This window comes from Alkalihalobacterium chitinilyticum, from assembly GCF_029028005.1.
Classification (GTDB): Bacteria; Bacillota; Bacilli; order Bacillales; family Bacillaceae_F; genus Alkalihalobacterium; species Alkalihalobacterium chitinilyticum.
Genome location: NZ_JAOTPO010000015.1, coordinates 39,719 through 58,764, shown reverse-complemented (window position 1 = coordinate 58,764; position 19,046 = coordinate 39,719). Strand labels below are relative to the sequence as shown.

The following is a 19,046-nucleotide window of genomic DNA, read 5'->3' as shown; positions in this document are numbered from 1 at the left end:
TCAAATCCTCCTTACATGAAGTAACGATAGAAAAGAGAAATTTCTTCAAATAATATAATTAATATCGATGCTATTAATAGCATGACAATATACGGCGGTGTTCCCCGTATAACATCTAAATACGATTTATTAAAGACCGCGCTGGCGGTAAATATATCGACTCCAAACGGCGGTGTTGCAGAACCTAATGCTGCCTGGAACGTGATGACGACACCTAAGTGAATCGGGTCGACTCCGGCTTGAATAGCGATCGGGTAAAAAATTGGCGTTAAAATTAAAATAACAACAATCGGATCAACAAACATACAACCAATAAAGAAGAAGATCGCTACAATGAATAAAACCGTCAGTGCTGATGGGTCGCCACCCATTACGTTATTTGCTACCATTTGCGGAATACGAGCATAAGAAATGACATATGAAAATGCTTGACCGCCGGCAACTAGAATAAAGACCGCCGATGTAACCAGCCCCGTTGATAACGCAATTTTCGGGAGTTCTGTAATTTTTATCGTTCTAAAAATAATGACTTCTAAGACTAGTGCATATAAAACGGAGATCGCAGCCGCTTCAGTCGGACTAAAAACCCCTGAGTAAATCCCCCCGATAATAATGACTGGAAACCCGAGCGGAAGTAGTGCTTTACGCGTGAATACTAAGCGCTCTTTCCACGTCGCTTTCGGAACCATTGGAATGTTTTTTATCCGCGCATAAATGTAGCTGTACACCGCAAACATCGTAAAAACTAAAATCGCTGGACCAATTCCAGCCATAAACAGCTCACTTACAGAAGCTCTCGGTGCAGCAAGTGCGTAAATAATCATTGCAATACTCGGTGGTACTAATAAGGCTAGGTCACTCGCATTGATAATGAGAGCAATGGCATTGGAGTCCTTATAGCCTACCGAGCGTAACCGTTCGCGCATGGGCTTACCGATAGCTACAACCGTCGCCTGAGTTGAACCTGAAATCGAACCGAATAATGTACAAGCCGCAGCGGTAGTAATCGCATAACCGCCTCTAAGGTGTCCGATAAAAGAACCGACAAAATCTAATAGCCGTTTCGATGTTTTTCCGGTAGACATGATGTCTGCTGCAAAGATAAACAGCGGAACCGCTAATAGAACGTAAGGAGATATTCCTTGGATCATTTGTTGTATGAGAAATATCGGATCGATGTTCGGAATAAATAATATGACAACGATAAGGGGTGCAGCAATCAAAGGAATTAACATCGGAAAACCTAGCACTAAAAATATAACCATTAACGTCAGTAAAGTTGCTACCATAGTTGTCCCTCTCTATTCATTTTTTTTCATAGATTTAGAGGATGAAAGAAAACTCAGTTTTCAGAGTAATCCTTTTTCTCCGTTGCTAAATACACCTCTTTTTCTTTAATGTTAATCCACATATTTCTTAAAAATTGAATTCCACCCAACGTTAGACCAAGGGGGATAAAAGTAAGCAGGATCCATACTGGAATTTGCAGAGCCATCGTAACTCTTCCTCTTTCCATTACAGTAGACATATATCCATAGGCATAATAAGCAAGTACAAATAAAATAATAGCTGTTACAGCTGGAATGAATATAGCGAGTGCTTTCCTAATTTTGGGCGGTGCTACGTCAAAAAATGCAGACATACTAATGTGTCGACCTTTTCTTGCGGCGTAACTGATCCCCATAAATGTCGCAAGGATAACCGCAAATTCACTAATCTCACCTGCAAAAGCCCAGCTTTTCCCTGTAATTGCACGGCTTAGTACATTTCCGGCAACCATTACAGCAATGAGAATGACCGAATAACTTAAGATCCATTCTTCGACCTTCATTATTCCACGGTCAACCTTTTGAATGATATTCAAATAGTTTAGCCTCCTCGTTTATGTATTCTAAGTTGTCTGAAAACACGACATACATTAATGATACTGGGATTATTTTTCCAACTCAACCGGCTTTTACAGGCGTGTATCTTGATTGTTCACGATATATTCACTTGAAGTACACTGACCCATATCATATTTACATATCCTCTAGTCTCCTTACATATCTGGCTGAATACTCCCAAATAGGTGAATTAAGGAAAATAAAAGAGGGGGGGAAACAAGAAATGAAAGAAATTAAAGAAGGAATGGAGGAAGGAAGAATTGAACGAAAAAAACGGTACCAGGTACCTTTAGTGTGGTATCGCACTAAAGGTACCTGGTACCGAAAAAATTATTGTTGGTTTGGATTAAACTGTTCAGCGAGGTTGGCTAATGTGCGGGCCATCGCTCCTGTTCCGCCTTTTGGTCCGGTTTCTGTTCCTTTAGACGTCCACGCAGTTCCAGCGATATCAAGGTGTACCCAAGGTGTCTCCCCTGCAAATTCACCTACGAATAAACCTGCTGTAATACTTCCGCCTGGACGGCCTGGAGAGTTATTCAAATCAGCAACGTCACTTGTTTTGAGCATTTTACGATACGGCTCGAAGCTTGGTAATCTCCATACCCACTCTCCTGACTCGTACGCAGAGTACAAGAGCTTCTCCATGAACTCTTCGTTATTTGTAACCGCACCTGTCGTATATTCACCTAAAGCAATAATCACTGCTCCTGTTAATGTGGCAACATCGACAATGTAGTCCGCCCCTAAATGCTTCGCATATGTAACACCATCTGCTAAGATCAAACGGCCTTCTGCATCTGTATTTCTAACTTCAATCGTTTTTCCACTTAGTGATGTAATCACATCACCTGGCTTCATAGCCAGTCCATTCAATAAATTTTCAGTAGATGGAATGACCGCTAACACGTTGGCTTCTGGCTTCATTTGGCCAATGATTTCCATTGCACCAAGAACAGCTGCTGCTCCACCCATATCCATCTTCATTTCATGCATATTTAAACTCGGTTTAATACTAATTCCACCCGAATCAAACGTAAGTCCTTTTCCTACAAATGCTAAAACATCATTCCACTCTTTTTTTCCTTGATATTTTAACACGATCATTTTCGGTGGTTGTTCTGTTCCTTGTGCCACAGCAAGAAGCGCACCCATTCCGAGCTTTTCCATATCTTCTCGTTCTAGAATATCAATTTCCATTCCGTGACGCTCTGCAATGTCCTTTGCGGTTTGCGCGAGGTCTGTTGGTGTCATTAAATTTCCTGGCGTGTTTACTAACGCACGGGCCAAGTTTGTACCGCTTCCATAAACTCTTCCAGCTTGTAATTCCTCAAGCAACGATGCCTCTTCCTCATTTGTAAAAAGAGTGACACCTTCTAAATTCTTTTCAACGACATTACTCTTTTCTTTGTAATCAGCGACTTTGTAACTTGTAAGTTCAATTGCTTCACCGAGAAGGAAACTCAGTTGCTCATAATCTTCTTCTCCATTTGAAAATGAGTCTAAAATAATTCCTGTATGTTGTAATTGATCGGCATGAAGCGCCTTACTTAGTGAAGCAAAAACACTGCGTAGCTGCTCATCATTGGCTTCAGACTTCTTGCCAAGCCCAACGACATATACTTTTTTAGCTTTTAACTGACCTAACGTATGAAAAGAAAAGATCTCCTTTGCCTTTCCGTCAAAACGGTTGTCTTTAAGCATTTGCTTTAGATTTCCACCTAATGCAGTATCGATTTCTTCTACTATTCCAGAATTATTTTTTTCACCTTCATACAATCCAATAAAAAGACCTTCTACTTCTTCATTGTTCCATTCATTCAATGCCTTAATGTTAAACATCGTTTTCCCCCTTTTTCGGTTTCTTTTATTATACCGATAAGTTTCTATTATTTCGAGTATCGAATTTCTGTTTTAATCATATAAAAACAATGCGAGTTGAGGAAGTTTTGGAAGCTCATTCACTTGTTCAAACGGGACGCGTTCGATGTCCTGTGGTATAATGGACAAGCACCTTTTTATAAATCGATCAATTTCTTCCAAATCGACCCCCCAGTAAAAAGGGCGATATGGTTGAATATAGTGAAGTCCTGCAGACATCATCAGTCTTGCTCCCTTCACATTTCCGTACTCATAATGATAAATGGCAACCGTCATTTGTAACATTCCTTTGAGAAAGTAATTACTTTTATCTGTCATCCAAATTTCTTCTAGTAGATCATGGCAGGTATAGTAGTCACCTTCATTGAATTTAATAAAAAATTCATAGTATTCCATTGGATATAACGAATCACCCATTCCAAATCACCTCATACATGTTACAAATTAAAAAGAATCGGGAATAGAAAGTATGTCAGCCCACTGAAAACATAAACTAAGTATGTTCCTTATTGCAAATCATATGTCGCAATTATTTTCTTTTATATAGAAAGGACGAATACTGAACAATGGATATTTTTCAAAATTTCCCTTTATGGGCAGCACTCATAGCGATCGGTTTCGCACAATTTATTAAAGTACCGCTAGCCTTCATACCAACACGAAAATTTGATTGGAGACTTCTTACAAGTACAGGAGGAATGCCTAGTTCTCACTCAGCTGCTGTTACTGCTTTATCAACAGCATTAGCCATTGAAGAAGGTTTAAACTCACCTCTTTTTGCTATAGCGGCGATCTTCGGAATTATTGTTATGTTTGATGCCACAGGGATTAGAAGACACGCAGGCTATCATGCGACGGTCCTCAATCAACTTGTTGCTGATTTTAATAAGTTAGTTCATGAAGTAAAGTCTTGGCCAAAGATGCAGGAAGAAGAAAAAAGAGAAGAATTAAAAGAATTATTAGGCCATCAACCGATAGAGGTATTTTTTGGCGGATTATTAGGAATTGTCTTAACACTTTTCCTCCATACAATGTTATATTAAATTTAAAATCGATGACTCCAAAGTGCAGCGCTTGAGTCATCTTTCTTTTTGTCTAATGGTGTTTTCACTATTGGTTCAGTTTCAAACTCACACTGCTAAATAAATACAAACACTCTATTAAAAGAAATAACAAGGAGAGGAACAAATATGCGAATTATTTCTATTTGTCCAAGTAACACTGAATTACTGGCCTATTTAGGTCTTGAAGACCAACTCATTGCTATTGATGATTATTCAGATTGGCCAAAATCTATTCGAACATTACCACGTCTTGGTCCAGATTTAGATATCGATATGGACAAGTTAGCTTCTTTTGAACCAGACCTCGTCCTAGCATCTTTAAGCGTACCTGGTATGGAGAAAAACATTGAGCGGCTGAAAGAACGTAATATTCCTCATATTGTCCTTCAACCAAATTCTTTGGAAGAAATTTGTGAGGACCTTCTTAAAATTGGCGAACTTACTGGGCACCAAGCTCAAGCGGAAAACGTCGTTGAGCGAATTCAAAACTTACTTAGTCGATATGATGCGATTAGCAAGGAGATTGTAGATAAACCGCGTTTATACTGGGAATGGTGGCCAAAACCTGTATTTACACCAGGTCAAACAAACTGGTTAACTGAGATTAGCCGGTTAGCTGGAGGGAAAAATATATTTGATGACGTGGATAAAGCAAGTGTTCAAACTGATTGGGATGATGTTGTGAGCAGAAAACCCGATCACATTTGCCTCGTTTGGGTTGGTGTCGACCACGATAAAGTGAACCCTGATATTGTCAGGAAGCGTCCTGGCTGGAGCGAGTTTGCTCCTGTGGTTGATGATAAAATCCACGTATTAGATGAGCCTCTTTTCTGCCGTCCTTCTCCGCGTTTACTCGTTGGGTTACAAAAGGCCGCTCACCTATTACATCCTGATAAATATCCAGATTTTGATGGAAAAGATCCGATTTTGGGTACGGAGATTTAATACTATATCGTTAAACTCAGGGCTAATTTTACTTTTAGCATTTGAACATATAAGCGAAAACCAAATAAGAGACTAACTCGAAGCACGTCCTTTACCTCTTTACACTAATAAAAGTAAGCTCACTTAGCACTCTCTGCTCCACTTTACTTTACTGTGTTAAAGGTACGTGGTACCCTGCTGTTAGTCTCTTATTTTGGGTTGGTTAGAACGACATTTGTCTGCGAAAAACTTGAACAGCTTCATTTTCATTTAAATCCGTAAGTTCTTGCTCAGACAGCTTCCCGTTACCTTCTTTTACTACATATACTTCTACTTCTTGTTTACCCCATTGGTCAAACACTTCTGCTACTGTATCATAGTACAAATCAATTTTATTTCCTTTTATAGCTGACCCTGTATCTGCTACTACACCATATCCATAGCCGGGGATATAGAGAATGCTTCCAATAGGAAACGTATTTGGATCGGCGGCTATCGTAGAATATAAATCTCTGCGAACTTGGACACCAGAATATGTAATGCCGTAACTTGGATGTCCAGGGTTTTTCCCGGTTGACTCATATCCTGCAGTGTAGCCTGTTGCAACTACCATCTTAGAAGGATAGAGTTCCCAGTCAACTGCATCCTCCAATGAAACAGCGTCAGTGTCAACAACTGGAAGTGATTTTACTTCATACATATGCTGAAATGTTGGTAATTCTTTGTGTACTAATTTACTATCCTTAATTCCATTATTATTATCATTTGCACTAGGTGACTCAATAAAACCAAGTTTAGACCATATAGGTAATTCCTGCGCACCTGCACCTACAATCGTTTGGTAAGTTGTGAAAAACGCTAAACAAAACATTATTGTCATGGTTATTCTGCGAAATGTATTTTTCGCAATTTCCATTTTCTTCACTCCCTCTCATTGACTAAGCTTCTCCACTTCCGAAGAAATTATTCAAAAAAAAGGAGTACAAAAGTTTACTTTTACATTTTTCTGACACCTCGACAAAGTTCCCTAAAATGATTATTTTGAAATAACAAAAAGACTCACCTTTAAGGCAAGTCCATGATCTTCTTATTCTATTGTATGAATACCACTAACCTTGTCCTCTATAGAGGTCTCCATACGTTTATCAGTGTGTACTAAATGGTTGTCATGTGATAATGATCTGCCTGAATTATATTTTCATCAATCCTAACTTGCTATCGACAAGCGAAAATATTTGTTTAGCATCCTCTTCTTGATGGATATCGTATTTGTTAGCATCGATTGTAAGTACTTGAGAAGCGTCATAAGAATTATAGATCCATTCATCATATTTACTATGAAGATAACGGTAGTATTCAATTAGCTTTTCATCTTGTTCAAAATCACGGCCACGTTTACCAATTCGATACATAATCGTGTCGAAGTTCGCTCTTAAATAGATAAATAAATCAGGAGCCTTTTTTGGCATACCTTCAATCTCTTCCATCATTTCTTTAAACACCATGTCATAAACCATTTTTTCTTCTTTGGCTATATTCCCAAGTTCATAATTTACTTGTGTAAACAATGCATCCTCATAAATAGAACGGTCTAATACACTGCGTCTATGGTGAAACGCTTTTTTTATTGCATTAAATCTTGTTCCTAAGAAATACATTTGCAACATAAATCCGTAGCGTTTTTGGTCTGAATAAAACTTATCCAGTATTGGATTGTTGTCTACTGATTCGAAGAATACTTCTGTTCCATAGTATTTTCCAATAGCATCTGCATAACTTGACTTTCCTACGCCTATCATCCCGCCGAGTACTATCACTTGATCATCTCCCATTTCATCACCTATCTCCTAGTGTTCCTGTAACCAAAAAACAATCTAATAAATATAAAAGCAATAACTGTATAACCCAATGGGTGTAAACCCTGAAGTGTCGATTCATAAAAACAAAGAAGTCGGCTATAAACCAACCGACTACTCCGAGGATGAGCTATGATAATAGCTAAAATTTATTCACCATATATAATTAAAACATCCGGTATCCTCTGGCTCTAAGCATCCTTATAACGACACCAGATAAAACCGCACCTAACATTCCACTCGATAAAATAATAATGTCTGCTGGTTTCAATGAAACTAAATCAGATCCCAATGCTCTTAATGAGACGATAGGAGAAGTAAAATACTCCAATAGTCCAACATTATCAACAATTAGAATGACAACAATTGGATAAATAATTGCCATGACCCATGTTGAACGTAAAATCATATTTAATAAGAAACCGATCCCAAAAAATAAGATTAAAAATAATAATACCGATATAATTAAAACGGGCAAACCCATAAGGAAATCCACATCTACACCCCCAAAAAAAGCAGCTTAACTAAGTAAATTAGACATAATACTACAAATGTTAGTTTACTTAATCTCCGTAACTGCGTCAATATCGAATACTTGAACGACTAGTGAATTTTATAAAAGAAAATGTAGTATTTCCATTTCGTATTCATATGACGAGTATTGCTTTATTAAGGTTTGTCCTTCATCACCTTTATGAAGGCTGTTCTTCCTTATAAGTTGCCAACAGTCATCTTCACGATTTCATTTTAAGTGCAATTTACTTTACTATTCTAAACGAAAAATAGCATACCAATTAATTGATATGCTATTTCATATGCTATTGACCATGTATCTCCACGAAAACGAGCTACTTAGTATTATGATACTACGCTCTTTTCTACTTGCTTATTTAATTCACCTTGCCCTGAACAAAGATCGCACGTCTCACTGCCACCTAAAAATAGTTCAAAATAACCCGTTCCGTTGCAATATGGACATTGACCGTCTTTGAGAACAATTTGTCTTTTCTTCATCTATAATAACCTCCTTGTTAATATTTCTGATATTTCAGATAATTTTATCAATTGTCCAGCGAAAATGCAAAACATAAATTTTGGTTAATTATTATCATGTAAGCGCAACCAAATTTGATTTCCTTCTAAAATCATCGTTATTTGAAGAATCAAAATACTTTTACAGAAAATATATTCTTTAATGGTAGCAGGTACCTTTAGTGTACTAAAGGTACCTGCTACCATTATAGATGCTACCCATATAAAAAGCTGACTCTTAGTGAGAGTCAGCTTTTGGAAATACAACTTATAGGGGGTTTTTCCCTTTTTTAAGAACGAGCGGTGTTCCGCCAAGCATGTATAGGTAGCGGTTGTCGATCATTTTCTTCATGAAGTTTGCAGATGAACCGTAAAGTTTACGATCAAATACGATACCAATCGCTTCTTTTCCTCCTAGAGAAGCAACTGTACCTTTAATATCTGGTTTGAATCCTTTTGTAGTTTCATTATGAATTAGTGCTTTAATGTTAGACGCACAAACTGCAGCTTGTTGCATCGCAATTTGAGCAGTCGGCGGGTATGGACGATTGATTTCTTCGTTAATGATTAACGCACAATCTCCAATGATAAAGATATCTCCATGACCTGGAGCACGAAGGTCTGACTCTACTTTTACACGACCGCGCATGTTTTCAAATCCGGCTTTTTCGATAAGTGAGTTACCACGTACACCTGTTGCCCATACAACCGTTTCAGACTTAATTTCATTTCCATCCGCAAGAATTACACCATGCTCAGTTACCTCTTTAATCGGACAGCTGATTTTGAATTCTACCCCGCGGCTTTCTAATAAATTCATGGCATACTCAACTAGTTCAGGATCAAATCCTGGTAATGCAGTTGGCGCCGCTTCGATGACGTACATTTTCACTTTTTCGCGTGGTACATCATATGAATCACATAATTGTGGTACACGCTCAGATAATTCACCGATAAACTCAATGCCCGTAAATCCAGCACCAGCTACAATGAATGTTAATAATTCATCACGCTTTTCAGTTTCATTATTATAAATAGAGAACTGATACTCAATGTGATCTCTTACTTGACGAGCACCGTTCACCGTCCATTTACTAAATGCGTGTTCAAATACTCCAGGCACTCCGAATGTTTCAGGCTCTGAACCTAACGCAACCACTAAATAGTCATAATCGAGTTCGTTGTTTTTCTCAAGGATGACTTTCTTTTCATCCTTTTTAATATCAACAACGACATCTTTAATAAAATGTATTTTATTTAGATTTAAAACATCACTGATTTTCATTCGCGTTTTTTCAGGGTCTAACGTACCAGCAGCTGGTTCATGTAACCAAGTTGTTTGGTAATGGTAATTATGTTTATTGACTAACGTAATGTCCGCTTCATTATAACCTAGCTCTTTCGTTAGGCGAGAAGCTGTAATCATTCCCCCGTAGCCTGCTCCTAAGATTACAATTTTTGGCTTATTCAACTTCATCACTTCCATTTTCTTTTTAGTTAAATACTGTTAATCTCTGAAGTAATTTACTAGTTTGTGATTTACTTCACTTAAAAAGTCAAAAAATTTTTTTATAAAATTAGACAAAGGTTAACAAATTAATTCGATAAATAGTCACAAATCCACATGTATTATCATATTTGTTTTTATTATATTTTTCAACTATCTTTTTTATAATTTCTTCTTATTCCCGTACGTTTATGTGTGTATTTATTTGGAATGTAAAGTTTTACAGTAACCGGTATAATCGACTTGATTATCGTTTTTTATTAACAAATTCTTTCTTCAAAATTTCTATTATAACGTCTATTTTTATAATTGGAAACATATTTTTAAATATTTAGAAAAATAAAAGTGGAGGTGCATAGTCATGACAGAAAAACGCAATGTTTATGACATTACGATCGTTGGCGGTGGTCCTGTCGGTTTATTTACGGCCTTCTACGGTGGAATGAGACAGGCAAAAGTGAAAATTATCGAAAGTATGCCACAGTTGGGCGGTCAACTATCTGCATTATACCCAGAAAAGTACATATATGACGTAGCTGGCTTCCCAAAAATTCGTGCTCAAGAATTGGTCGATAACCTTAAAGAGCAAATGAGTAAATTTAATCCTACGGTTGTATTAGAACAATCTGTAAAAAGCATAGAAAAACAACAAGATAAAGTGTTTAAAATCCATACAAATAAAGACATACATTACTCAAAAACGATCATTATTACTGCAGGAGCTGGAGCCTTTCAACCACGACGTTTAGAATTGGACGGGGCTCAACAATACGAAGGAAAAAACCTCCACTATTTTGTAAATGATTTAAGTGTATTTGCAGGTAAAAATGTTCTAGTGAGCGGTGGCGGCGATTCTGCTGTTGACTGGGCACTAATGTTAGAACCCATCGCTAAAAGCGTAAAGCTCGTTCATCGTCGCGATAAATTTAGAGCCCATGAACATAGTGTAGAACTATTACACCAATCCAAAGTCGACATTCAAACCCCTTTTGCAATCAAAGAATTAATTGGTGACGGTGAGAACATTACTCAAGTTGTCCTTGAAGAAGTCCGGGGAGATAAAGAGGAAACGGTCGATGTGGATGCTGTCATCGTCAACTACGGATTTATCTCTTCACTAGGTCCCATTAAACAGTGGGGGCTGGAAATCCAAAAAAACTCCATCATTGTAAATTCAAAAATGGAAACGAACGTCAAAGGCATTTATGCTGCTGGCGATATCGCTTCATATGAAGGTAAGGTAAAGTTAATTGCAGTTGGCTTTGGTGAAGCACCTACAGCCGTAAACAATGCTAAATTCTATATGGACCCAGATGCTCGCCTCCAACCCGGTCATAGTTCGAGCATGTTCTAGTTATATTAAAGCAAAAAGGCTGAATTTATGTTCAGCCTTTTTGTCATCTATTCAACATAGTGGAGGTGTGGTATGGATATTTTTATTTTACAAAACCGCCATTTAATTGTTGTTCAGCCATTTGTACAAGTCTCTTCGTAATTTCTCCACCTACTGACCCGTTAGCACGAGCTGTAGCGTCTGGACCTAGTTGTACACCAAATTCGGAAGCAATCTCATATTTCATTTGATCAAGTGCTTGTTGCACTCCTGGTACGACTAATTGATTTGAATTGTTGTTTGTCATGATCAATTCCTCCTTTTGTATAATGTATGTATAACCTATGTCGATATTGAGATTTTATACTTTGTTGTGAAATCCAATATTAACCATAAAAAGATGAAGCTACTTAACCTTCACTCTTTACGTATAAAAAAAAAGACTGATCGACTCAGCCTTTTTCTTAACTAAAACTATACTTTTAACACTCTTCCGGTTTTCCAGCATTCTCAGCTGTTCTAAACGAAGAACCACAACCACATGATGCAATCGCATTTGGATTTTCAATTGTAAATCCGCCGCCCATCATATTTTGTTTATAATCGATAACTACACCCTTCAAGACAGGCGCACTTTCTTCATCAACTAGCACTTCTAAGCCGTCATAGTCTAATTTTTGATCAGTGTCTTGCTCTTCTTTATCAAAGCCCATGCCATATGAAAGGCCGCTACAGCCCCCACCTTTCACACCAATTCGAAGCTTTAACCCTTGCTCCTCTTCTTCATTTAACATCTCTTTGATACGAGCAATCGCTGATTCTGTAATGATTATCATTCAAATCCCTCCTCTACTATATCTTATTTTACTACCTATACATATTGTTCTCAAGGAAGGACATTTTCTTTTACTTTTTGATTAAAAACATTTCTGTTTTCTGCTTCGTTAGTATTTCATTATGTTTTTCGTCTATTTTTTGACTATACTCCAATACTAGTGGGTGGTTAAATCCATATTGTAGAGCCGTTGATACCATTTTTTCTCTTAACACTTCGATTGTCGACAGGCACTCTTCACAACAAATCCTCTCCAAACCACTCACCCCTATCCTTAGTCCTTATTTTATTTTTTTAAAAGGACAACTTTATTTGTTATTTTACCAAAAAGCCCCATTGTTTACAAAATGAAATATCTTTAATTCACATTTTTTTCAGAAAAAATTCACATCGAAATATACCCTCATACTAACGGTTTACCCTTATCGAAAGAATATTAAACATAATAATCTAGTTTTTTACAATTGTTCTTTCTTTCTTTTTCTTATTTTTGTTTGATAGTATAATAGAAGAACATTTAAAAATAAAATGTTTCGCATAACTTGGGGGATAATGATATCAGTGGTACAATATCATTGATTTATATGATCTAGTTGTTAAGAAATTTCCCTCCAACCGTTGAATAGATTTCTATCATTTTTCTATAGGTTAAGTTTGTTTAAAACTTTAAATACGGGTGCTATTACACGATGTGCTTTTATACAGCCAAATATAATGAAATGAGGTAATTTGATGTCTACACTTACTCTGGACAACCGCATGCAGGAAATTGCAAGCAAAATACAAAATGGTGAACGTCTTTCAATTGAAGACGGACTGTATTTATACGAAACACCAGACCTTCTTTCAGTTGCTCAACTTGCAAATGAGGTCAATCAAAAAAAGAACGGGAACAACGTTTATTTTATCGAAAATATGTACATTAATCCTACGAATGTTTGTGAAGCGGACTGTGGTTTCTGTGGCTTTAAGCGTAAGCCTGGTGAAGAAGGGGCTTACACAATGGACGAAGCTGCTTTACTAAAGTACGTCAGCGACCGTTGGAACGATAATATTCGTGAATTCCACATCGTTGGCGGCCATAACCATGAAGTTCCTTTTGATTACTATTTAGATACGATTCGTACATTGAAAAAGCACTATCCACAAGCTACAGTAAAAGCTTATACTGGAGCTGAAATTGAGTTCTTCTCAAGAATTGCCGGGATCTCAATGAAAGAAGTTCTAGAAGAGCTGATCAAAGCTGGTTTAGATACGATGCCTGGCGGTGGAGCTGAAATTTTAACCGAACGTTACCGCCTGAAAATGAGTCCAGATAAAGCATCTACCGATCAATGGTTAGAAGCTCATGAAATTGCACATGGACTTGGGTTAAAAACACATGCGACAATGCTGTACGGATCGATTGAATCGTATGAAGAACGTCTGATTCATATGGATCGCCTACGTCAGCTTCAAGACCGTACAAATGGCTATATGGTATTTATCCCGCTAGCTATGCAGCCACGTTCTATTAACGCTGGTTTAAAGCGAAGAACTTCTGCTTTTGATGATATGAGAACAGTAGCAATCAGCCGACTGATGCTAGATAACTTTGACCACATTAAAGCGTACTGGATTAATATCGGCGTTCAGCTAACACAAATGGCATTAACGTTCGGTTCTGATGATATTCACGGCACGTTAATTGAGGAGCGTATCTCTCATGCTGTTGGTGCATTAACTTCAGCTGGTATTACACGTGACGAGTTAATCCACTTGATTAAAACAGCTGGCAGAACACCAGTAGAACGAGACACATTCTATAACATCGTTAAGAAATATTAATTAAACGTTTATTTAATGAATAAAGAAAAGCGCAAGGTGCTGCTTATCGGTGACAAGCTCTGAAGGGCCAGCAATAAGTGTCTTGCTCTTCAGACACTTTTGATGGACCGAAGCGACCTCGAGCCGATGGCACCTGGAGCTGAACATCTTCGAATTCTATTCATTCTTTTCTTTGAACAAAAAAAACGGTCTTCCTAATGGAGACCGTTTTTTTTTTGCTATTTTCGAATATACTCACCTGTACAAATCGTTTCAGCTGCCCCTGTCATGAGGACATCGCCATCTGTTGTCCAAGTGATTTTTAAATCGCCGCCTAGTAAGTGAACCGTGATCTCGTCACCCTTTTTCACTTTGTCATTTAAGACCGCAGCTACTACGGCAGCGCACGCTCCCGTTCCACACGCTTGTGTGATTCCAGAACCTCTTTCCCATACACGAAAGTGCAGTTCCGTTGCATTAACCGCCTCAACAAACTCGACATTAACCCATTCAGGAAAAATCTCATCCTTCTCCAAAACCGGACCTAACGTTTCTACAGGCGCGGCAGCAATTTGATCGACGAAAAATACGGCATGGGGATTACCCATCGAGACTGCAGTCATCTCTAGCAAATGTCCATTGCGCTCAATCGGCTCAGCAATCACTTGTTCCTCGGGGTCGCCAACCATCGGTAAATCTTTACGCGCTAAACGAGGCTGTCCCATATTTACCGTTACTTCTTCTACTAGTTCCCCTTTTAAGTGAACAGTCGCTTCTACTAAACCGCCTAATGTCTCAATTTGAAACGTCGTATCCCTAACATAGCCCTGTTCGTAAGCAAACTTTGCGACACAGCGCAGGCCATTACCACAATTTTTCGCTTCCGATCCGTCATTATTAAAAACTCGCATTTTTACATGAGCTGCCTCAGACGGACAAACAAGAATCATTCCATCCGAACCAATTCCTTTATTTTTATCAGCTACCTCTACGGCCAGTTGCGGCAACTCTTCCTCCTTCAACTGTTCTTGAAACAGATCGACATAGATATAACTGTTTCCTAATCCATGCATTTTTGTGAATTTCATTAGAAGTTCCTCACTTTCTTAACTTTTCATCCGTCCAAAAGTAATCATCATCTGCTTCTAGTATAGTCATTTTATGGCGACAGCAAGGCATAACTACTAGCGTTTTTATCCCTTCTTTCGCTCTCTTTAAGTCACTTTCTTTTAAATGAAGCAAGACACTCTCTGTCTCACAATACGGACATTCACTAAAATAAATATCTTTCATTACTTTTTCATAAGGCCACGTATTTTCAAATGGAATGACATCCAATAGAAACACTCCTTTAATAGCTTGCAATGAGTAACATGTTGTCTTTTAAAGTATTTTAAATTTTCAAGCTGTTATAGCAGGAAACCAAAAAAAAACGATTTGACATAGGCAGCCTGTGTGTCCGCTTTTTTCCTGCAAAACTTAGCGGCTTCGGATTTCCCCACTTATCCACTCTTAACTGATGCCTGCTAATTTATTTTCATTATAAAATAAGCCTGCTCCTTTTCAAGAGCTGGCTTTTTTAAAACATTGGATTTTCTTCAATATATATATAGATGTTGTTTACTAATTCATCCGTTGAATCACCATACACAAACTCGCCGTTTACTAGAGCAAAATGCGATACAGCACATTGGCCGCAATGACCCAAGCACCCGTATTCAATCACGTCTAAATTAGGGTCCCTCTCTAGCTCTTCTTTAGCCTTTTGACTACCGCTGGCTAAATTACTCAGGCAAAATTCTACGATTGGTTTTATCACAGTTATCACCTCTATTTCTCACTCTGCATATATGCTACATCCTTTAGTACAATAAATCAATCTTAACATGTTTTGAGGAAAAATACTCAAAAACTCCTTATTAAAAGTCCTTAATTTTTTCACAAATTTGTTGTTATTTAGACATGGAATTGTTATAATTCAAACTGACCACGGTCACTTTTTAAGGAGTACTGAGATGGAAAAAAATAAAAAAGAGCGTACAAAAGAACGAATTGTCAGTGCAGCAATTGTTCTTTTTCGTGAGAACGGATTTGACGCAACGACAGTAAAAGAAATTACCGAAGCAGCCGAAGTTGCAAAAGGTACTTTTTTTAACTATTTTCCTACGAAAGAGTCAATATTACAAACGTTAATTGCTGAACGTTTGACAGCGGTTACTGCATTAATGAGTGAAGATTACTTTAAGAAGAAAACGCTTTTATTTAAGGTTGAAAGAGTAATCGCGGAATTGTTAGCAGATTATAACGATAACCCTGAATTAACAGTAAAAATGTGGGTCCATTCCTTGCAATCAGACCAGTTTATTCATACATATTGGGAAGATTTATTAGACCAAGCCCTACAACTGAACGAACTTAATCCAGATGTATGTATTAAACAATGGAGTCACTTAATAAATAGTCAATTTTTATATGGCCTTGTCATGTTTGCCGACAGACAGCCAAAGCATAAGGTAATTAAACAAATGATGGAATTGATCACCATTTGTTTACAGGCAATACTAGAAAAAAGGGGAAATCATCACATGCATAAACTCGTAGTATTAGGTGGCGGCTATGGTGGTATGAGAGTTTTACAACGCTTACTCACTAACGATCTACCTAACAATATTGAAGTAACATTGATTGATAAAATGCCTTATCATTGTTTAAAAACGGAATATTATGCACTAGCTGCTGGCACCGAATCAGATCACCATATTCGTGTCCACTTCCCAGACGACGAACGATTAAAAATCAAATATGCTACGGTAGAAGAAATTGATTTAGAAAATAAATTAATTCATTTAGAAAACGATGATGCTTTTTCATACGATACCTTAATTATTGGTTTAGGCTGTGAAGATAAATATCACAATGTTCCCGGTGCACCTGAACACACACTAAGTATCCAAAGTATGGAAGCAACACGTAAAACGTATGAAACTCTTAGTAATTTACGCCCAAATGCTGTCGTTTCGATTGTTGGTGCAGGATTAAGCGGGGTTGAACTAGCGAGTGAACTAAGAGAGAGTCGTCCGGACTTAACGATCAAGTTATTTGACCGCGGTGAAATAGTATTATCCATGTTCCCTCACCGATTGAGTTCTTATGTGCAAAATTGGTTTGAGAGCCACGGTGTAGAGGTCGTCAATAAATCAAACATTACGGCTGTTGAAGAAAATACATTATATAACCATAACGAACCGATTCACTGCGATGCGATTATTTGGACCGCTGGTATCCAACCGGTGGAAGTCGTTAGAAACTTAAAAACAGACAAAGATGAGCAAGGTCGAGTCAAATTAACTCCTCATCATCACCTGCCAAATGACGAGAATGTATTCGTTGTCGGTGACTGTGCAAGTTTACCGCACGCACCAAGTGCGCAGCTTGCTGAAGGACAAGGTGAACAAATTGTCATGGTTCTGAAAAAACGTTGGAACGGTGAAGCTATACCTGAAACACTTCCTAAGATTAAATTAAAAGGTGTGCTCGGTTCACTCGGGAAAAAACACGGATTCGGATTAATGGGTGAACGCACTTTACTAGGCCGCGTGCCGCGTGTACTTAAAAGCGGCGTGCTTTGGATGTACAAATATCATTCTGGTTGATGCTATAACAGAAGTACAATCAGATCGAAAAAGGGCATGGGACTAAACTCCATGCCCTTTTTTTATATTTGCTCTTTGATCATATTTACATTAGGTTGAAATGGCTCTAGACTGAAATATTATTTAATCAGCTCTTCTATTTTTTCACTTATCGCTTTTAACTTAGGATTACCCTCTGCGACAACTTCATCGTCTATGACAATAAGCGGGTAAAAGTATTCGTCATTATGGATCGCTTCAACAAAACCTTGATCCGCATCTGCGATTTCATCCTGTTCAATATCAACGTATCTAAATTGCAACGATACGTCTGGATATTTCCGAGTAAGTGCTGCTTCTAACCATTCTTTCGTTTCTAAAGAAGTTGGTAAGTTTACACAACTTGCACATTTCACTTCCGCACCGTATATACTAATCGTTACACTACTCAAAACAATCACCCTCAACAAATTAATAAATCGATCATACACTGTATTATAAGAAAAGCGCAAGGGGCCTGCTTATCGGCGACAAGCGCTGGAGGGCCATCTATAAGTGTCCTGCTCTTGGGGGCACGTTAGATGGCACGAAGCGACCTCGAGCCGATGGACCCTGGAGCTAGACAAGAAAAGCGCAAGCGATCGGGTAGCGACTGGAGCACTCGCTTTAACACATTGAGTTTGTACAATTTGTAATAACAACTACATTTTTATACTTTGATCCGTTTAAACTGAGACATTTTGGTTATCCTTCATAGTATTGGCTCCCTTCGTAATGTAGCTCTGATTTGGTTTGGTTTTTTCTTGTATTAGCAGTCAACCCAAATTAACCTACGATGTTACGATTAAGGAGCCTTTTCTGTTCATGACAGCTTATTGTTCAAAATCACTAAAACATCAAAAAAGCAAACCTACCTATTAACAACGTTGAAAAATTGGAAATTCAGGATTTACAGTGCACAATCATAGATTTTTTAGTGAATGGATATTATAATTGAGGAAAGAAAGGAGTGTTATAAATGGCAAGTGAAGAAATGCGTGCACAAGTTGAAGAAGTATTAGATAAGTTACGTCCATTCCTTCTTCGTGATGGAGGAGACGTTGAGTTTGTAGATATCGATGAAGAAGGTGTAGTTAAAGTTCGTCTTCTAGGAGCTTGCGGTTCTTGCCCAAGTTCAACGATCACATTAAAAGCTGGTATCGAACGCGCTTTATTAGAAGAAGTACCTGGCGTAAAAGAAATCGAACAAGTATTTTAATGTAAATAAAAGATCCCCATCTCCGGGGATCTTTT

Annotated in this window: 22 protein-coding genes; 6 read left to right on the top strand and 16 right to left on the bottom strand. The window is 37.9% G+C overall.

Annotated features, from left to right (window positions below):
* Positions 1-11 precede the first annotated feature (11 nt).
* The 4 genes from N7Z68_RS18490 to N7Z68_RS18475 form a co-directional block, all read right to left on the bottom strand.
* Positions 12-1,289, bottom strand: a complete 1,278-nt coding sequence (locus tag N7Z68_RS18490) for a TRAP transporter large permease (protein ID WP_275119955.1) — start codon at positions 1,287-1,289, stop codon at positions 12-14.
* A 53-nt stretch (positions 1,290-1,342) separates the two neighbouring features.
* The gene (locus tag N7Z68_RS18485) at positions 1,343-1,864 is read right to left on the bottom strand and encodes a TRAP transporter small permease (protein WP_275119954.1); all 522 of its coding nucleotides are present in this window, start codon (positions 1,862-1,864) and stop codon (positions 1,343-1,345) included.
* A 352-nt stretch (positions 1,865-2,216) separates the two neighbouring features.
* Positions 2,217-3,725, bottom strand: coding sequence for a leucyl aminopeptidase (locus N7Z68_RS18480; protein ID WP_275119953.1), 1,509 nt, complete (start codon positions 3,723-3,725; stop codon positions 2,217-2,219).
* Between the two features lie 72 nt (positions 3,726-3,797).
* Complete coding sequence (locus N7Z68_RS18475; protein ID WP_275119952.1) at positions 3,798-4,181, bottom strand: DUF309 domain-containing protein; 384 nt, start codon at positions 4,179-4,181, stop codon at positions 3,798-3,800.
* Between the two features lie 149 nt (positions 4,182-4,330).
* On the opposite strand from N7Z68_RS18475, the gene N7Z68_RS18470 reads away from it, so the two are divergent.
* On the top strand, positions 4,331-4,807 hold the full coding sequence (locus N7Z68_RS18470) for a divergent PAP2 family protein (protein ID WP_275119951.1): 477 nt from the start codon (positions 4,331-4,333) through the stop codon (positions 4,805-4,807).
* A 147-nt stretch (positions 4,808-4,954) separates the two neighbouring features.
* Complete coding sequence (locus N7Z68_RS18465) at positions 4,955-5,773, top strand: cobalamin-binding protein (RefSeq protein ID WP_275119950.1); 819 nt, start codon at positions 4,955-4,957, stop codon at positions 5,771-5,773.
* 202 nt (positions 5,774-5,975) lie between these two features.
* Here N7Z68_RS18465 and spsC read toward each other — a convergent pair whose 3' ends face one another.
* From spsC to N7Z68_RS18440, 5 genes are all read right to left on the bottom strand, one after another.
* Complete coding sequence (spsC, locus tag N7Z68_RS18460) at positions 5,976-6,668, bottom strand: stationary phase survival protein SpsC (protein WP_275119949.1); 693 nt, start codon at positions 6,666-6,668, stop codon at positions 5,976-5,978.
* Between the two features lie 274 nt (positions 6,669-6,942).
* Positions 6,943-7,584 carry a deoxynucleoside kinase gene (locus N7Z68_RS18455; protein ID WP_275119948.1) on the bottom strand — a complete coding sequence of 214 codons (642 nt, stop codon included), beginning with the start codon at positions 7,582-7,584 and terminating at the stop codon, positions 6,943-6,945.
* 190 nt (positions 7,585-7,774) lie between these two features.
* Positions 7,775-8,092, bottom strand: a complete 318-nt coding sequence (locus tag N7Z68_RS18450; protein WP_275120008.1) for a YuiB family protein — start codon at positions 8,090-8,092, stop codon at positions 7,775-7,777.
* 374 nt (positions 8,093-8,466) lie between these two features.
* The gene (locus tag N7Z68_RS18445; protein ID WP_275119947.1) at positions 8,467-8,622 is read right to left on the bottom strand and encodes a YuiA family protein; all 156 of its coding nucleotides are present in this window, start codon (positions 8,620-8,622) and stop codon (positions 8,467-8,469) included.
* A gap of 286 nt (positions 8,623-8,908) precedes the next feature.
* Complete coding sequence (locus N7Z68_RS18440) at positions 8,909-10,111, bottom strand: NAD(P)/FAD-dependent oxidoreductase (RefSeq protein ID WP_275119946.1); 1,203 nt, start codon at positions 10,109-10,111, stop codon at positions 8,909-8,911.
* Positions 10,112-10,508: 397 nt separating this feature from the next.
* Between N7Z68_RS18440 and N7Z68_RS18435 the strand changes: the two genes are divergently transcribed.
* Positions 10,509-11,501, top strand: coding sequence for an NAD(P)/FAD-dependent oxidoreductase (locus N7Z68_RS18435; RefSeq protein ID WP_275119945.1), 993 nt, complete (start codon positions 10,509-10,511; stop codon positions 11,499-11,501).
* 82 nt (positions 11,502-11,583) lie between these two features.
* On the opposite strand, the gene N7Z68_RS18430 is transcribed toward N7Z68_RS18435, so the two are convergent.
* The 3 genes from N7Z68_RS18430 to N7Z68_RS18420 all read right to left on the bottom strand — a co-directional run bounded on the left by N7Z68_RS18430 (position 11,584) and on the right by N7Z68_RS18420 (position 12,572).
* A complete protein-coding gene (locus N7Z68_RS18430; protein WP_275119944.1) occupies positions 11,584-11,787 on the bottom strand; it encodes an alpha/beta-type small acid-soluble spore protein in 204 nt (67 codons plus the stop codon).
* Between the two features lie 175 nt (positions 11,788-11,962).
* The gene (locus N7Z68_RS18425; RefSeq protein ID WP_275119943.1) at positions 11,963-12,316 is read right to left on the bottom strand and encodes a HesB/IscA family protein; all 354 of its coding nucleotides are present in this window, start codon (positions 12,314-12,316) and stop codon (positions 11,963-11,965) included.
* A 70-nt stretch (positions 12,317-12,386) separates the two neighbouring features.
* Positions 12,387-12,572, bottom strand: coding sequence for an aspartyl-phosphate phosphatase Spo0E family protein (locus tag N7Z68_RS18420; protein WP_275119942.1), 186 nt, complete (start codon positions 12,570-12,572; stop codon positions 12,387-12,389).
* 475 nt (positions 12,573-13,047) lie between these two features.
* Between N7Z68_RS18420 and mqnE the strand changes: the two genes are divergently transcribed.
* On the top strand, positions 13,048-14,142 hold the full coding sequence (mqnE, locus tag N7Z68_RS18415; protein WP_275119941.1) for an aminofutalosine synthase MqnE: 1,095 nt from the start codon (positions 13,048-13,050) through the stop codon (positions 14,140-14,142).
* A gap of 218 nt (positions 14,143-14,360) precedes the next feature.
* On the opposite strand, the gene dapF is transcribed toward mqnE, so the two are convergent.
* The 3 genes from dapF to N7Z68_RS18400 all read right to left on the bottom strand — a co-directional run bounded on the left by dapF (position 14,361) and on the right by N7Z68_RS18400 (position 15,937).
* The gene (gene dapF / locus N7Z68_RS18410; RefSeq protein ID WP_275119940.1) at positions 14,361-15,209 is read right to left on the bottom strand and encodes a diaminopimelate epimerase; all 849 of its coding nucleotides are present in this window, start codon (positions 15,207-15,209) and stop codon (positions 14,361-14,363) included.
* A gap of 10 nt (positions 15,210-15,219) precedes the next feature.
* Positions 15,220-15,468 carry a hypothetical protein gene (locus tag N7Z68_RS18405; protein WP_373323195.1) on the bottom strand — a complete coding sequence of 83 codons (249 nt, stop codon included), beginning with the start codon at positions 15,466-15,468 and terminating at the stop codon, positions 15,220-15,222.
* Positions 15,469-15,700: 232 nt separating this feature from the next.
* Positions 15,701-15,937 carry a YuzB family protein gene (locus N7Z68_RS18400; protein WP_275120007.1) on the bottom strand — a complete coding sequence of 79 codons (237 nt, stop codon included), beginning with the start codon at positions 15,935-15,937 and terminating at the stop codon, positions 15,701-15,703.
* Positions 15,938-16,136: 199 nt separating this feature from the next.
* Between N7Z68_RS18400 and N7Z68_RS18395 the strand changes: the two genes are divergently transcribed.
* Positions 16,137-17,774, top strand: coding sequence for an FAD-dependent oxidoreductase (locus tag N7Z68_RS18395; RefSeq protein ID WP_275119938.1), 1,638 nt, complete (start codon positions 16,137-16,139; stop codon positions 17,772-17,774).
* 119 nt (positions 17,775-17,893) lie between these two features.
* Here N7Z68_RS18395 and N7Z68_RS18390 read toward each other — a convergent pair whose 3' ends face one another.
* Positions 17,894-18,205, bottom strand: a complete 312-nt coding sequence (locus N7Z68_RS18390) for a YuzD family protein (protein ID WP_275119937.1) — start codon at positions 18,203-18,205, stop codon at positions 17,894-17,896.
* Between the two features lie 566 nt (positions 18,206-18,771).
* Between N7Z68_RS18390 and N7Z68_RS18385 the strand changes: the two genes are divergently transcribed.
* Positions 18,772-19,011, top strand: coding sequence for a NifU family protein (locus tag N7Z68_RS18385; RefSeq protein WP_275119936.1), 240 nt, complete (start codon positions 18,772-18,774; stop codon positions 19,009-19,011).
* Positions 19,012-19,046 lie beyond the last annotated feature (35 nt).

Coding starts and splice junctions, on each gene's coding strand:
- N7Z68_RS18480 (WP_275119953.1), bottom strand. CDS start 3,725: ATGTTTAACATTAAGGCATTGAATGAATGGAACAATGAAGAAGTAGAA.
- N7Z68_RS18385 (WP_275119936.1), top strand. CDS start 18,772: ATGGCAAGTGAAGAAATGCGTGCACAAGTTGAAGAAGTATTAGATAAG.
- N7Z68_RS18430 (WP_275119944.1), bottom strand. CDS start 11,787: ATGACAAACAACAATTCAAATCAATTAGTCGTACCAGGAGTGCAACAA.
- N7Z68_RS18475 (WP_275119952.1), bottom strand. CDS start 4,181: ATGGGTGATTCGTTATATCCAATGGAATACTATGAATTTTTTATTAAA.
- dapF (WP_275119940.1), bottom strand. CDS start 15,209: ATGAAATTCACAAAAATGCATGGATTAGGAAACAGTTATATCTATGTC.
- N7Z68_RS18450 (WP_275120008.1), bottom strand. CDS start 8,092: ATGGGTTTGCCCGTTTTAATTATATCGGTATTATTATTTTTAATCTTA.
- N7Z68_RS18470 (WP_275119951.1), top strand. CDS start 4,331: ATGGATATTTTTCAAAATTTCCCTTTATGGGCAGCACTCATAGCGATC.
- N7Z68_RS18490 (WP_275119955.1), bottom strand. CDS start 1,289: ATGGTAGCAACTTTACTGACGTTAATGGTTATATTTTTAGTGCTAGGT.
- N7Z68_RS18435 (WP_275119945.1), top strand. CDS start 10,509: ATGACAGAAAAACGCAATGTTTATGACATTACGATCGTTGGCGGTGGT.
- N7Z68_RS18445 (WP_275119947.1), bottom strand. CDS start 8,622: ATGAAGAAAAGACAAATTGTTCTCAAAGACGGTCAATGTCCATATTGC.
- N7Z68_RS18465 (WP_275119950.1), top strand. CDS start 4,955: ATGCGAATTATTTCTATTTGTCCAAGTAACACTGAATTACTGGCCTAT.
- N7Z68_RS18395 (WP_275119938.1), top strand. CDS start 16,137: ATGGAAAAAAATAAAAAAGAGCGTACAAAAGAACGAATTGTCAGTGCA.
- mqnE (WP_275119941.1), top strand. CDS start 13,048: ATGTCTACACTTACTCTGGACAACCGCATGCAGGAAATTGCAAGCAAA.
- spsC (WP_275119949.1), bottom strand. CDS start 6,668: ATGGAAATTGCGAAAAATACATTTCGCAGAATAACCATGACAATAATG.
- N7Z68_RS18425 (WP_275119943.1), bottom strand. CDS start 12,316: ATGATAATCATTACAGAATCAGCGATTGCTCGTATCAAAGAGATGTTA.
- N7Z68_RS18455 (WP_275119948.1), bottom strand. CDS start 7,584: ATGGGAGATGATCAAGTGATAGTACTCGGCGGGATGATAGGCGTAGGA.